Genomic DNA, 15,027 nt, shown 5'->3' with positions numbered 1-15,027 from the left:
ATTTGGTTAGTGATTCGAATCAAATATTCCGCGGTGTTGAAGATTTCTTTGAGCGGCCCGCTTCCCAACTATTGACCCTTCTTTAACCGCGCCGCAGCCGACCACGCGGCTGGCGACTTCAGGAGGTGAGCGTTTGCATTTTCCTGTAATCAAACACTGATAGCGCCTCGACTATAATCTTAAAGTCAGCATATCAACGATTGCAGGGAGCCCTACCCTATGACTCAACCCCGCGGCCGATATGCGGGATCTCGAGACAGCGGCCAGCGCCAGCCTCGCCATGTGAACAAATCGTCATCGAACCGGCCGAGACAGTCGTACGCGAAGGCGCCTGCTCGAGACTCTGCTCAGACGGCTTCAATCTTCAAAACGCGTTCATTCCAGTTTCTGGTCGATGCAGTGGGCGCCGAGAATATCGCGTTAGGACTGGATTCCAGCATGACGCGAGTGGCCGAACTCTTGAAGGGGGAAAGGTTCACGCCCGAGACCGCCTTTCACATGGAAACCACGCTCGGGTTGCCGCACGGCTTTTTTGATCAGCCGCATCCCGCGCTCACGCCCGAGACGATCGCTCGCCTGAAGTCACCGCTCGACTTCGTTCAAACGGACGAAGAGCCGGAAGCAGAGTCTGACATCGGTAACCCTGCTTCAGCCGTCAACGCCGCCCCGCAGCCCTCTTTTGAAGTTCGATCGTCCGAGGAAGCCGAAATGCCAAAGAAACCCGCGGGCGGCTCGCCCATGGCTCACAAGAATAATGAGCGCGAGATGGCCAAGCAGCCGAACCGGGGTGCTGCCCTCAAGGGTGCCCCTTCCCAATCCAAAGCATCGCAAAAATCGACTCAGCAACACGCGCTGCCCTTAAGCGACGGCGCCGATGTCGAAAGCATTCGACGCGCGAATCTTCACGTTCTCACGACGCGCAACGGATCGAAAGTAAGACTTGGGGTGGTCATGGCGTTGAGCGGGTCCAACATGGCCCATCGGCTACATGGCAAGAAACGCATGGACGATATCGAAGCAAGCCGCTTTACCGAGCGCCTTGGCTTGCCGGCCGGCTGGCTCGACACGCCGCGCTCGGAAGCCGAGATTCCAGAGTCGGTGTCACGTTTGCTCACCCCTGCTGCGCGTGGCCGCGCATCCGTGCAGCACGATGAACCGCCTGCGCTCGCAGCCCAGAGCAACGAACCCAAGAAGCGCGCTGCAGCGAAGCCGCGCCCGGGAGGCCCTCATCTGGACGACCTGGGCGACACGCAAAGCTTAACTGGGTCGGCAAGCGTCCCGCGAGAGGAAGCGACGATCGCCGTCGAGCGGCCAGATCCGGTCAGGGCTGCTCCTGGCGAACGTGGTGGCCACTCACTTGACGAAAGCGAGCGGCATTTTCCGCCCGCCGCACCGGCAACGATTGAGCCGCCGGCCGCCTCCGTCCTCACTCAGGGAAAAGCCATGTCGCTCTCCACTTCCGCGACCAGCCTGGACAATCTTGACGGTATCGAACCCATCGCGGAAGCCTTGCTCAAGACGCTAGCAGGCAAAGCACGCACGGGTCGATTGGACGAGTTGAAAGCGCTGGAGCTTTTGCAGCAAGCGATCCTGCTGTAACGCCGGGCCCGTTGCCAACCGCTATCACGCGGCGACGCCTCGTCTGGCGCGCGGCCGTCTGCCAGCGACCCGTCCGCCTTCTTTTGAGCGACGATTGAGCAAGGGCGCGTTCTTGTCCCATCCGACCCGCGCCGCTTGTCGCACCGCGCTGACTCGCTGTTCAAGGTGGCGTATCGATCGAGTATCGACACGCCGGCCCGTGACTCAATGGTCAAGAAACTGTCGGAGCTTGTCTGCGCGACTCGGGTGCATCAGCTTTCGCATCGCCTTGCTTTCGATCTGCCGGATCCGTTCGCGCGTCACGTCGAATTGTTTGCCAAGCTCGTCGAGCGTGAAGTCGGACGGCGTATCGATGCCGAAGCGCATCCGGAGTACCTTCGCTTCGCGCGGCGACAGCGCCGCGAGCGCCTCGTCGATCGCGGCGCGCAGGTTCGCGTGCACGGCCGCATCGGCGGGGGAAGCCGCCATCGGATCTTCGATCATGTCGCCCAGCGTCGCGTCCCCGTCCTCGCCCACCGGCATCTCGAATGACACCGGTTGCTTGGCCACCTTCAACATGGCGCGGACCTTGTCTTCGGTTAGTTCCATACGCTCCGCCAGCAGTGCCGGATGCGCCTCCTGCCCCGTGTGCTGCAGAATCTCGCGCGAAATCCGATTGAGCTTGTTGATCGATTCGATCATGTGCACTGGCACGCGAATCGTGCGCGCCTGATCCGCAAGCGAACGCGTCACCGCTTAGCGCACCCACGAGGTCGCGTAGGTGGAAAGCTTCCAGCCGCGTCGATATTCGAATTTGTCGACGGCTTTCATCAGGCCGATATTGCCTTCCTGAATCAGATCCAGGAAATGCATGCCGCAGTTCACGTACTTCTTCGCGATGGAGATCACCAGGCGCAGGTTGGCTTCGATCATCTCACCCTTTGCCTGCCGCATTTTCGACTCGGCCGCCATCATCTGCCGGTTAATTTTCTTCAGTTGTTGCAGCGGCAGAACGGCGGTGGCTTCGATCTCGATCAGCTTTTCCTGCTCGGCCTGAATTGCCGGCAGACTGCGCTCGAGCGCGGCGCCATACTTGTTCGATGCCGTGGCCATGCGTCCGGTCCAGCCAAGATCGGTTTCTTGCCCCGGAAAGGACTCGACAAACTTCTCGCGCGGCATCCCGCATCGGTCGACGGCAATCTGCAAAGCACGGCGCTCGATTTCCCGCACTTGCGCGACCTGCTGCTGCACCTGCACGCACAGCCGATCGATGGTTCGCGCCGTGAGCGAATCGGCGCCAGTTCGCGCTGCATCGCCTCACATACGTGTGCGAAGGCCACCCCGTCCGCGCCTTGCGTCGCATCAGCGCACGGAAGTTGAACGAACAACTCGCGCACGCGCGCAAAGATGGCAAGGCTCTCACTCGTCAGCTGTTTCAGACGCGCTTCGTTTGCCTTGGCCGAATCCCCTTGTTCCGTCGCGACGCGTTCGTCGGCTGCCTCGCCGCCCTCCTCGTCGCCGTCCCCCTCATCGCCGTCGTCGCCATCGTCGCCGTCGTCGCATTTGGCGTCACCCGCGTCGAGCTCAGCCGAATCAGATGCGTCCGAGATCAGCGCTTCGGCCACGGCGACGTCTTCATTGAGACCGTCAACCAATTCGTCGATGCGCAGTTCACCCGCCTCAATTTGCGCCACACTCGAAAGAATCGTGGAGACCGTCGCCGGACAGGCCGCAATCGCGTGGATCATCTCGTGAAGGCCGTCTTCGATGCGTTTCGCAATCTCAACTTCACCCGCGCGCGTCAGCAACTCCGTCCCGCCCATTTCCCGCATGTACATCCGCACGGGATCGGTGGTGCGACCGAACTCAGAATCCACCGTGGCGAGCGTGACTTCCGCTTCTTCGTCAGTCTGATCGTCCGACATCGCGGCCGGTGCCGCGGCGTTCAGGAACAGCGTCTCAGCATCCGGAGTCTGCTCATAAACCGCCGGGCCCATATCGTTGAAGGTGCCGACAATGGTTTCAATCGCAGCGGTCTGCGCGAAGTTGTCCGGCAAGTGATCGTTGATTTCCGCGTGAGTCAGGTAGCCGCGCGTTTTGCCCAACTGGATCAACGCGCGCATCTGGCGCTACCGCTCTTCGTCCTGTACCGCCGAGGACACCGTGTCCAACGGCAGTAGCAATGCAGCAGCCTTGGCCTTCGGCCCACGCCGGCCTGGGGCCTTTGGCACGAATGAAGTTGTAGCAGACCGGGAAACCTCGCGATCAAAACTTGTCATGCATTCTCCTTGGCAGGTGTGCTCGGCGATGGCGTGATCGGCGGCAAGGGATCGCGGCCGGCGCGTCACGAACATTCAAGGGCTGAAGGCGGACGTGATATGTGATATCACAACGAGCGGGGACGCGGCCCGCTTACGCGAGCAGGCCGGATGAAATGGCGCAATCAAGAGACAGTGCGGTGGGAGCACTGCCTAAAATAGTAGCACGAAATTGCTGCGCCGCACAAATCAGCCAGACCGACCTGTCGTTCCTGCTGCGCCAGCGCGGCAAGGGACACAGACCTGCCCTTGAGCAACCGCTACGATGCTTTGACCTTCGCATGACGCGGAATTCCTCTCGATGTCCTTTGCCGCATGCCGTCTCGCCGCCGCCCGAATTCCGGCTCTCGCGCGCCATCGCGAAAGCCATCACGAAAGCCATGTTGCTGCCGATGCCCGAGTGCGCGGCGCGAGAAATCTCTCTGGTGAACCATTTGAGCTTCGCCGCCTGCAGAAGTGGCGCCGGTTCCGCGTATCTTTTCAACGAACTGATTCGGCTCGTCTACCTCAGCGCTACGTGCAGGACGCTGGCTTTGGCGACACGGACTTGATGATCTACGCGCGGGTCGAGGCCGCCATTGAGCGCAGTCTCGAACGTGCCGAAAGCGGGCGTGCCTGGATGCTCGGTGCCGAGGACCTCCCGCTTTTCGAGGCGGTGCTGCGTGAGTCTGATCGTCAACTCGCGCATGCGCCGCGGCATGTTCATATTGGCGCACGCGAAAGACTCGAACGCTTCGCGACCAACGGGCGGGCGTCCCCGCTGCGCTCCACAAAACCTGCCAGCCGTCCGTGACGGTCGATGACGGGTTCGGCATGACGTTGCTTCAAAGCCTCATTGCTTCCACCACAGTCGGAGGCGAGGCTAGGTCCGTGGAAAAGGCGGATGGCTTAGAGGCGCGCACAATCGATCGTCAGCGTTTCGCGGAATTATTATCGGGCGCGTCCTGGTGGACGACCTCAACGTCGACGGTCCGGCCGTCGTCGCCGAATCCTCGCCCCTGCCGACGCAGCGCGCGTGTCTTCCACCAGAAATAGCCGAAGACGATCGTGCCGACGCCAAACAGTACGGCGAGCAGCACCATCGACAGCATCGCGGCCGCAACGAGGACGATCGCGCTCAGAAGCATCGCGAGTAATCGGGCGAACCATCCTGAGCCGCTGGTCTGAATCCCTTTCCCGTAGGTCACGCGCCGTCGCGGCGGACTGCCGTTCTGCATCTTTCGTCTCCCTGTCTCGGTTCGGCGACGACTTGAAGCAGGTCGGCCGTCGTCCATCGCTTTGAATCTGAAATGCACACGTCGTCGGCGCAAGGGCGCATGCGGCAATCCGTGAACTTCGGTTTGGACCACCGCATCACGTCAGGAATTCGCCGGCGGGCGTAGAAAGTTCGGAATGCAGCGGGACGAGGTCGGCGTGCTCGAGCGCTTTGCCGCTGCGACCGGTAACGCCGCAAGCGAGACAAACGCGTTCACACGCGAGGCGCTCAGCGCGCGAGCGAAGGAGACGGTCCGCACCGATGACAGCGGACTCGTCGTAGCCGCGCCGTCAAGTTTTACGAGAAGTGCCCAGTACGCCACGCGTTGAGGGTCCGCACTTCGCCATTGCTGCGCTTTGCGGATGAGGCGAGCGCCGATGATTGCTTGCCGCGAAGGCGACGCGTCAGCCGAGGTATCAAACGCTACAGAATATATGTCGTTTAATACGATTCGCGAGTTTTCCGCTGTTAGATGATCACGATCGAGGTCGCAGGCAGGTTCGAAGTGCGTTGGTGCCCCGACACCGTGAAACAGCTCACCGTTCACAGCAATATTTTGGAGGTATACAGCAAATAATCAATAAGATAGCGCGAACTCTGAAACGACGACATATGTTTCACGACTGGACAAAAAGTGAGGGTTTCTCACTTTTTAAACCCTTCGCCTTCGCTGTTATTTTGGCTTCGGTCGAACGCCTTTCGTGCGTCTGCCCTGCCGACGCCCCGACAACCGCGCGATCGCCGGGGCGCGACGAGTTAGGCCGGCTTGATGTTCGCCGCCTGCTTGCCCTTCGGCCCCATCTTCTCGTCGAACGTCACCTTCTGTCCTTCCTTGAGCGTCTTGAAGCCCTCAGTGCGGATTTCCGAGAAGTGCGCGAACACATCTTCACCGCCGCCATCGGGCGTGATGAAGCCAAAACCCTTGTCATCCTTGAACCACTTGACCGTACCGGTTGCCATTTTTGTGTGATCTAAAAAGTTGAGAACGGCGTTGCCCTCGCGAACGCCGGACGCTATCTTGATCGGCCATCGCTAGTAACGCAACTGAGCAAAGGCGCCCTCGGCTCCGCGTCTCGGTGGGTGTCGGCGGAAGGGTGATGATGCATGGCAGGCAGGCTGTCCACAGGTGAGTGCGCAGCCCTATCCCGCTAACACGACTTATCAGGCTTGAGTGCCGCGTGCCGATCGGGGCTTTCCCGGCGCAAGATCCGACGGGAGCGGTGCCCTGCCACGCCCCGCCCTTTGTGCTTTAAAAAGGTCTCGGAGAAATGACGCAAAGCCGGGCGCTCGCCCGTCAAAAGCCATGACACGCTATCCAGCCCAAAACCTGCCGATCTACGCTCAGCCCTGACGGACTCTGGGCCGGCCACTATGTCTTCCCGTACGGCGCCCTCGATCGCGTACGCAACTGCGCATGTCCAACGCCGTCGAAGCGACGGTCGTCGAGGGGCGGGGTGTAAAGCCCACGCGCATCACAGTCGAGCCGCCGAGTTCGGGCCGGCCGCCCGCGTCAAGCGAAGCCAAGCCCGCTAAGCCAAGCCTTCGAACTGTTGATGCGGGCCAAAGCGGATCGTGACATCGCGGCGGCCGGCGTGGGCATCCTCCACCAGCAGCGCCGCGTCGCCACGCTCAGACGTGACGGGCACGATACCGCGCCCCTCGCCTCGGCGCAGGCGGTTGGCTCGAGAAGACAGCAACACCCGCACGCATAGGCGAACGGGTCGTCGACGGACGCCAGCCTAGGTCCCCCTTGCAATCTAGGGGTCGACGAACATCTGTTCGTCGCGCTGCAGGGATTGCCCCCTGACCCATTCGCGCCGGTCGATCGTGGCCGATCGGCATGCGGATCTGCAGTCGCTTCAGCGGTGCCGATGAACTCGCCTGGACTGACGGTCGCGCGTTGGGTCACACTGGGTGGGCTTCGATGCCGGCCGGGATTTTCACGTGCGTCGTGACGGGACCGCCCACGCGAGTAGTTTATGGGTTTGCGTAGAGGCAGATCGGTAGTTGCGTTTAACGACCGTCTCCGCAGGCCGGCTGAGGCCGTCGCATGTGAGGGCTCGGCACGCTCGGTGCGGGGCACCCTCGACGAGATGGGGACGGCTATAGCCGACCCGGATGCCCAGCCGAATAATTCAGATGGCCGGTTCGGTGAGTTCCCCCCGGTTTGCTGGGCGTTCTCCACGGTGCGCCGTTGTCAGAGTCGACCTGCTAAGGCAGGCCGTATTGAGCGAAGGCGCGCGGCAGATGCTCGCGTAAAGTCGGGCCGTTTTGGCGCGGCGCGCCTGCAGCACGAGGATGAAGCTCGAATGGTCGTTCAGCACCGTACGTGAGGCGCGGGTGCGACCGAGCATGGCGAAGGGGAACTTGAAGTCCATCGTCATGCGCGGTTCTCAGGCCGCAGGTCGCGCACGGATGTCCAGTTAGTGGGTTGCATTTCGTCAGAGGGAGCGCGCACAAGATCGGCCGGCGCTAGCGCGATCTGGGGTTTCGGGGCTTACCTGCCGATAGCACGCATTCATTTGCAACCGGTCGCCGGCTGATGCGATAGCGTGGGCATAGATAGCTGAAGGCCATGCCCCGCTGAAACTGTCCGCGCTGTCCCGGGTCTATTCAGACCGGTTAAGGACGCACGCGAGCCAGAATCTGATGTGCGGGTTCGGAGACTGGGCGATTGCCGGCCCTCATGGACTGGTGCGCGTCGTCGTGGTGGAGAGACGCGTCGTCGTCATGTATGGGCGCACCGACCTGAATGCACACGCTACTGCACGCGCTACTCAGCTGGCGTTCGTTGTTTGTTACGAGAGAGTTCAAAGCCGGATGTGCACGAGCTAGCCGGCGACTTGGTGGCCGACCCTGCCCCAGATGGTTCCCACACCATCGGAGAAGCGCTAGTGCCTCTCGGCCTCGCGTGGTTTGCGAACGAAGAGGAACCATTACCGCGATGCGAAGGGCCGAAGTATGTGCAAATGTTGACTCTTTTGCGTTGCGAAGAGTCGCCTTTCACCCCTTCATGACGCCAGCCTAGATGTACGTTCACCGCTCGTCGAAAGTCCACAACTTCTGTCGAGCAACTCGGGCGCCGCATACTAGCCCTAAGTGTGTCGAGTCGACACACGCCCTATTAGCCTCGCACGGCGGGTGTCGGTGTGTCGAATCGACACACTGACACTCTGCACCGGCGCATTACCGCCGCAGACCACGATCTAGCTCGAGCGTAAGCTTCCCCAAGGGAGGGTCCATACATTTCGTGTCACCGCAGGCGTTCCGGGAGCGAACACAGATGCCGCAGGCCCGTGCGCTGAAAAACTTGCAGGCCCTGAGACCGCGTTGACGAAACGTAACAACAGTTGCAGAAGAGAGACACGAAGCGTGAGGTGTAGGACGACAGCGAGCCTCCTGCCGCGGCTTGTATCGTCTCCCTGCTCGCAACGGAATTTAGGCGACGCTGCCGCGCAACGCGTTGCAGCGCAGATGCCGCGCCACCGATCATCGGATCTGTCGTGGTTCGGTCGCCAACCTCCGACTCATTTTTGGACCCGTCGCCTCGTCGCAGGATCAGAGTAGGAGATATGTTGCGACGATAGTGGCGCGCTCAGAAATGGAAATGGCCGCTCTGCCGCGGCCATCAATGAATCAGCTAGGTATCAAGCTAAAAAACGAGCTAATCAATTTTCGAATCTCCTTTTCTTGGTCGCCTGTCAGAACCCCTGTCTTGATCTTCACCGTGAAGCTATTGGAGTCTCTCGTGATCGTGCCAGCATGACTTTTCCCTGCAAAAATCTTGTCGATACTGCGTTCGCGTACACCTTCGTCGCTATGCCCTCTCGCTACGTATTGGCCGATTGCAGTGGCGAACTTTCCTTGGTCAAGCGCCCCACCCGCCACGGAACTCCAAAGTGCCCGGGCCGCCTCTATCCCTGCGTCGCCATGCTTTTTAATCGCCGATACCACTTCGTCGGCAGCCGTGCTGCCAAGCAAATGCGGATTCAAATCAAGATCCTGACGAACAAAGTCTGGAAGGTTCGTGAACGCCAGGAAGCGATACAACCCTTTACGCGACATGCCGAGCGCCTCGGCCATGCGCTTCCGGCTGGGGAACTCTGCCTCCACGACGTGCAGAGATTGTGCAATCTCGTAGTCCGTCAAGTCTTCGCGACCGACGTTTTCGACCAGTGAAAGCACCGCCATGTCCTCGTCGGAACATGCTATAACCGCCGCCCTGATCTCTTCGAGTTTGAGTAATTTATGTGCACGAAGGCGGCGCTCGCCGGCAATCAACTGATATCCGCCTTCGACGCGGCGGACGACTACGGGCTCAACAAGTCCCACTTCGCGAATCGACTCGGCAAGTGATGCAAGCGCGTCGTCGCTAAACACCTTACGCGGCTGCCAGGGATTGGGGCCAATCGCCCCCACTGACAACATCAGCTTGTCGCTCGTCGCCTCCAACTGCTGAATGCGCTGCTCCGCCGCAGCCAGCGCTCCGAGCATTCCAGGACCTGTCTTGAAGGCACTTGAACGACGCGCTTCGGTCGGCGCTGACGGCGCCTTCGCCTGGCGCTCCGCGGTCGCCCCTAACTCGGCGGTCTTTTGCAGCATCCGCTCGCGAAACGAACTCATTTGCCCGTCCTCCAATGTTCGATGTATAGCTCGTCCAACCAACGAACATAATCCATTAACGGCTGGCGAACACGAGATACGGTTTTTTCAGCGAGGTCACCCTTGCTGATGTCGAATACCGTCGCCATGGCTAGCGCACCGTTGCTCATCGCGGAACTCGCCGGCACTTCGAGCCCACTCAGCCATTCCTTGTACGTTCGTTGAACCCAAGACCGTACGACTGGCGCTGACGACGACGTCCCATTGTCGACCTTTGACAAAAGGACGGAGATGAAGTCGTACGTACGAGTATCGCCATGTTCCATGATGCTCTGAGCGAGATCAGAGAACAGTCCCCAGAAGGAAACCGAACTAATGAAGTCTAGGCTCTCGGGAACCAGGGGCATCACCATCGAATCCGCCGCCATCAACGCATTGATAGTCAAATACGAAAGCGAGGGAGCCGTGTCAAGAATGATGTAATCGTAGCGCTTGCGCAGCGGCTCCATCCCGTCACGAAGCAGCGACCAGAACTTATAATTCGGGTTCTTGATGACAGACCCGGGGATGTGAAACTCCGCCGAGAAAAGCGTCGGATGTGCCGGGATTACGTCCAGCCCATCCCAGTACGTCTCTTGCACAAAATTGAGCAGGCCGCCTTCCATCTGCGGGTTGTAGATGAAGGGCAACACCGTGTTTTCCTCGGTTACTTCCTTTTCTGCATAGAGACCGCAGAGCTCTGTTAACGACGCTTGTGGATCGAGATCGATCAATAAAACCTTGCGCCCTCGTAACGTGAGTCCCTGCGCAAGACACATCGTCGTTGTTGTTTTTGTTGAGCCACCCTTAAAGTTTGCGACGAGTACAACCTTCCCGTTACCGTCGCGCGCACCGGTATGTAGTGGAGTCTGATAGATATCAGATACTTTCTGTACCCATGTCCGTGTCTCGCCCAACGAGAACGCGCGACTCCTCCCGGACCCATGAACTTCGCCCGGAGGAAGCTCACTGCCTTCGCGGGATGCGAGATAGTTAAGCTTCGCTCTGTCGATTCCGCAGAGTTCCGCCACTTGTGCTGACGTAAACCGCGGCGCCGTCTTCCGTGGTCGCGGCGCGAGCATCATCTCTCGAAGTTCGTCGGAGAGCGTTGCTGCTTCTTCGGCAAATTCAATAACCCCTTGCAAATCGATCCGACGATCAATTTCTGGCAATTCGATAGTTTTCGCCATATAGACGCTTTTCGTCAAAAATAGGATAAAGCGAAGAATACACGCAAAGCATCAAAGTGCCCATTAGCAACCGCACTTTCGCGAACAGATGGTTAGACGGACGACAGTAACGGGCGGCACAACGGGTGCGGAGCGGAAACGGCGAGCGAAAGGTAACGATTTTTGTGCGCTTTTGCAGTTCCGTCGCCATTGAGGCGGTGCTAGGTGTCGTTTTTTGTGCATCCCACGCTAGCCGGTGCGGACTCCGACCCCCAACATGCACACAAACCGTTACCTTGAGTCCGACACCAGGCGATCGGGGAGGGGGTGACACACGCCAAATGAGATCTGCGCACATATTCCGTTACCTTCTTCGACCGATCCTCTTTGCGGTACTCGCGTACCTGCCCTCGCGTAGACGGCGAGTCAACGTCCCACACCATCGTTTGCCCATCCGACTCAAAAAACGTTACCTCCGGTGGGTAAAGCGCACAAAAAACGTCACCGTTGAACGCGGTGCGTCCTTGGACAGGCCCGTCGATACAGCAATCTGTGGCTTACCAAATGCAAATCTTCAGGCCCAGCTGCAATGTTGGTTAGTTTTTATATAAACAAAAACCTACCAACCAACTAACAGCAATGCAGCTATCAATGAGATCAATGAGTTAACCCTCCGAACGCCACGATTTTTGTGCCATGGGTCACGTTCCTTGTGCGGTCAGGTACTGTTCTTTGATCGACTGAGTAACTGTCCTTGTGCAGCAAGGCACGGTTCTTGTGCCGCGATGGGAAACACCCGGCGGAAAGGTAACGTTTATTGTGTTGACTATGCGTTGCGGAGTGGTACAGTCCGCCGGAACTTATGCGGAGGAGGGATGGACGATCAAGCAGGGCAAGGGGCAACGTCTGCGCAGATGTCCCTGCAGCTATTTGAGGATATGTCGGGGCAACCGATCGACGAGTCGACGAAAGAGATCGGCTTTAAGCGTAACAACCTCTTCGTTGCGATCAGCGGGCTCGGTCTCGCTCCGCGCCGTTTCATCGATGCTGCCTATTTCATCGCAGCCCAAGATCCGGCTCAACGGGACTATTACGATGTCGACTTGAACTACTTCAAATGGCTGATGCGCTATGACAGCCGCAACGTACGTCATTTGCGCTCGGTGATCAAGGATGCGCAGCGTGTGCTGATCGAAGTTACCGACACCCCCCCCGACCGTGCTCCCACCGAGGACGATCGCTGGGTCTCCGAGCAGCTTATGGGTACCGTTGGGATAGGGAAGGGCCGCATCCAATTTCGGATACCCCCGCTCATCCTGCGGCACATCACCGGCCCGGAGAAGCATCACTGGCTGAACCTTTGCATTACGGCTGCGTTCACGCAGACCTATTCTCGTGCCATATACGATTATGTGCTTCCACATGCTCACGATGGCCTGACCGATTGGCTCGATCTCGATGTGATGCGCAGTTGGCCTGGCAAGCTTGGCAAAAGCGCGTCCGAGTTCAAGCATTTCCGGCAGAAGTATCTCGAGCCAGGGGTGAAGCAGGTCAACGAGCTCTCGGATCTCGACGTCGCCTATGAAACGCGCGCCGACACGCCAGGCTCGAAGAAGATCAACCGGATTCGCTTCCGCATCAAACGCAAGGACACAGTTGCGTCAATGCTTGCGCGTCAGCCCGAATCCCACGATTTGCTGCTAATCCTTCGCAATGAGTTCGGCCTCGACACGAAGCAGTTTGATGCAATCGCCCAGCATCGCCTTGATTGGACGGACGAGCGCATCCAACAAGCGATCGAATACACTCGTTTTCGGCTCAATCAGGGCAAGGTGACAAAGAGCCCGGCGGGGTATCTAATGCAAGCCCTGAGCCACAACTGGCGTGTTTCCGAAGCCGAACGCAAGATGGTAGTGATTCAGGAGGAACGGGCGAAAGCTGAGAATATGGTAGCGACCGCGAAATCGGCGGCGAGCGAAACGGTCGCGAAGAGTGTCGCCCAGCGGGATCAAGAAGCGCGCGAACGCATGAACAACGAAGTCCGTCTCGGGCGTGAACATTTCGAGGCCGCAGACGACAAGACCCGTAAAGATCTCGTTCGTTTGTACGTAGTTTCGGCGCAGGGCAAGCTGACGCTCAAGCGTCTTCAGCTGGACGCATCCGCGTTATCCGACGGCAATATCCTTGGACATTCGGATCTTGCGTGGTATTTTGGTCAGTTCGTGTTCGGGCGCATCAAGCCGCAGGTCCGCGTGGCGCGGTAAATGAGCCGCGGAAGTCCCACATGATTGCCCGCACATTCGTTCGACACATCTTGTCACATGCGCCGCTGAGTTGAGGAGTGCTATCAATTCCTATGGCTTCGTCGCCCGCAGAACGCTTCAGATGGAACGCCATTATTGTGTCGTGCTACGAGCGAAGATCAAGCCGACCCGGGGTTCTGAAGTTATGTGCGTCAAGTTGTGCAGAAATCGGATGCCGGTGGTTTCAGTTGATCCTTCCGTGCGGCGTGCGGCGTGCGGCGTGCGGCGCGAACGGCGTGGCCCGCAGCGCCCAACGCCGCGCGTCCGCCACGCAGCAGCGCGCGCAAGAACTCCTTCTTCTGCTCGGCCGACAAGGCCATATTCAGATAACGGCTGTTTTGCAGCCACGTTTCATGCGTTTCGCTACACAGGGCCCGGATCAGCCGAAGGCACGACGCATCGCCCATTAAACGACAACAAATTGTGAAATCTATCGCGCAAAACCCACTTGCGTTAGCTGCGCTCTACCGCAGCGGTCTTGGCAAAAACTGGGAGAATCAAAGCCAAGCGGCTAAAGCGCTTGCGCGGTTGAACGTGTCTAGAGTCCATCTAAATAGAGCCGTGCGCGTGGCAGCCATGCCGGAAACGGTCCTATCGTTGTTCTCATCGACCGGCGTCCTAGACATCACAGCTCGCGAGCTCCTGCGGATAGAACGGAAGTTTGGCGCAGAGCAGCTTGCAGCCCGTGCCGCGCATATAAGTCCTGACGGCCGTTCTTGATCCGAAATCGTGGCCATGCTGGAGGGAGAAAAGCCGGTAGCTCCTGCGTACGCCGTCCACACGGAACGAAGGCCACTGGAACGCGCTGCGCAATACGCCGAAGGCTTGGCAAGTGGGCTGTGGTCATCGGTGAAGGAGGCGGCACAAGCGACGGGGTGGGATCGCGGCGACTTGTATCGGGCTATCGCCGTGTCGAGGCTGCCTGCTGCAGTAATAGACCTCTTCGGCCAAGCGACCCTGTCAAGGGAAATCGGCGAGACGCTCCTTTCTATAGAAAAGTCGATCGGCGCAGAGAAGATGCTCCGAAACGCTAGGGCTGTCCGCGATAGGCCTAAGCGTCGGACGACCGATGACCTGCTGAACGCATTGGCAGGCGCTAAAGACTATTCCGACATGTCGCTGAAGATTCGAGGCACTGGCAACAAAATAACTTTTGAGATGACGTTCGACGTCGAAGATGCCGAGCAGTTGCTTCTCGATGAGGACGAGGTCAAAGGGCATATCCAAGCGATGTTGATGCTGGCACCGCAGCGCGAAAAGAGAATGAAGCGGTGATTGCGAGCCGGCCGAATCGGAACCGCTTAACTATTGCGAAGTACTCAGTCAGACACGATGGGTTGCTCGCATTTTTAATAATTTGGGCGAGCCCGAAGGGCGCGTCAGTCCGCGATGAACGCAAGGACACCGTCGGCGCGTGTCGCGAAAAAACGCTGTGACTTGGGACAGGCTGTGGCGCCTAAGCCAAACTATCGGCCTCGTATCGTCAGCGCCTCACCTGTACATGACCTTGCACCAGCGGCAGGGGCGAACAGCAACCCAAGCAGCGCCCGGAACGCTATGCCGTGTCGGTTGGGGTCTAGCTGTGGCGCGGCAGCTATGGACGTCGAGCGATCACGCACGTGCCGCGACGTCGCGTCCGCTTGACTTGCTCGGAAGATACGCGGATGGCTACATCGGCCCTTAACAGCATTTGATTACACATAAGTCAGTCGCCCAGTTCTCGGGCGTATCTGAGGCCGGCGGCGAAATCTGTCACTCGCTGC

General features: G+C 59.1%; 10 protein-coding genes and 1 pseudogene. 4 read left to right on the top strand and 7 right to left on the bottom strand.

The annotated features are described in order from the left end of the window. The first annotated feature begins 219 nt into the window (after nucleotides 1-219). On the top strand, nucleotides 220-1,599 hold the full coding sequence (locus AWB82_RS20780) for a hypothetical protein (protein ID WP_086970566.1): 1,380 nt from the start codon (nucleotides 220-222) through the stop codon (nucleotides 1,597-1,599). 204 nt (nucleotides 1,600-1,803) lie between these two features. Here the strand turns inward: AWB82_RS20780 and rpoD are convergent. Beyond that, nucleotides 1,804-3,701: pseudogene (gene rpoD, locus AWB82_RS20775) on the bottom strand (RNA polymerase sigma factor RpoD). 496 nt (nucleotides 3,702-4,197) lie between these two features. Between rpoD and AWB82_RS37180 the strand changes: the two are divergent. Further along, nucleotides 4,198-4,689 (top strand): hypothetical protein, encoded by a 492-nt coding sequence (locus AWB82_RS37180; RefSeq protein WP_143756788.1) that lies wholly within the window; start codon nucleotides 4,198-4,200, stop codon nucleotides 4,687-4,689. A gap of 118 nt (nucleotides 4,690-4,807) precedes the next feature. Here AWB82_RS37180 and AWB82_RS20765 read toward each other — a convergent pair whose 3' ends face one another. From AWB82_RS20765 to AWB82_RS20740, 5 genes are all read right to left on the bottom strand, one after another. After that, entirely contained in the window at nucleotides 4,808-5,113 is a 306-nt protein-coding gene (locus AWB82_RS20765) for a hypothetical protein (RefSeq protein ID WP_086970562.1), read from the bottom strand. Between the two features lie 794 nt (nucleotides 5,114-5,907). Continuing rightward, the gene (locus tag AWB82_RS20755) at nucleotides 5,908-6,111 is read right to left on the bottom strand and encodes a cold-shock protein (protein ID WP_086970558.1); all 204 of its coding nucleotides are present in this window, start codon (nucleotides 6,109-6,111) and stop codon (nucleotides 5,908-5,910) included. A gap of 1,175 nt (nucleotides 6,112-7,286) precedes the next feature. Continuing rightward, a complete protein-coding gene (locus AWB82_RS20750; protein WP_086970556.1) occupies nucleotides 7,287-7,535 on the bottom strand; it encodes a hypothetical protein in 249 nt (82 codons plus the stop codon). 1,252 nt (nucleotides 7,536-8,787) lie between these two features. Beyond that, nucleotides 8,788-9,774, bottom strand: coding sequence for a ParB/RepB/Spo0J family partition protein (locus AWB82_RS20745; RefSeq protein WP_086970554.1), 987 nt, complete (start codon nucleotides 9,772-9,774; stop codon nucleotides 8,788-8,790). After that, the gene (locus tag AWB82_RS20740) at nucleotides 9,771-10,982 is read right to left on the bottom strand and encodes a ParA family protein (protein WP_086970552.1); all 1,212 of its coding nucleotides are present in this window, start codon (nucleotides 10,980-10,982) and stop codon (nucleotides 9,771-9,773) included. Before AWB82_RS20740 ends, AWB82_RS20745 begins: the two co-directional genes overlap by 4 nt. 854 nt (nucleotides 10,983-11,836) lie before the next feature. Here AWB82_RS20740 and AWB82_RS20735 point away from each other — a divergent pair. Then, entirely contained in the window at nucleotides 11,837-13,225 is a 1,389-nt protein-coding gene (locus AWB82_RS20735; protein ID WP_086970550.1) for a replication initiation protein, read from the top strand. 191 nt (nucleotides 13,226-13,416) lie between these two features. On the opposite strand, the gene AWB82_RS20730 is transcribed toward AWB82_RS20735, so the two are convergent. Continuing rightward, nucleotides 13,417-13,671: a hypothetical protein gene (locus AWB82_RS20730; RefSeq protein ID WP_086970548.1), complete on the bottom strand. Its 255-nt coding sequence runs from the start codon at nucleotides 13,669-13,671 to the stop codon at nucleotides 13,417-13,419. 328 nt (nucleotides 13,672-13,999) lie between these two features. On the opposite strand from AWB82_RS20730, the gene AWB82_RS20725 reads away from it, so the two are divergent. After that, nucleotides 14,000-14,539: a hypothetical protein gene (locus AWB82_RS20725; RefSeq protein WP_086970546.1), complete on the top strand. Its 540-nt coding sequence runs from the start codon at nucleotides 14,000-14,002 to the stop codon at nucleotides 14,537-14,539. Nucleotides 14,540-15,027: the final 488 nt, after the last annotated feature.

Source organism: Caballeronia glebae (assembly GCF_001545035.1).
Lineage (GTDB): Bacteria > Pseudomonadota > Gammaproteobacteria > Burkholderiales > Burkholderiaceae > Caballeronia > Caballeronia glebae.
This window is presented reverse-complemented; position numbering and strand designations above follow the sequence as displayed.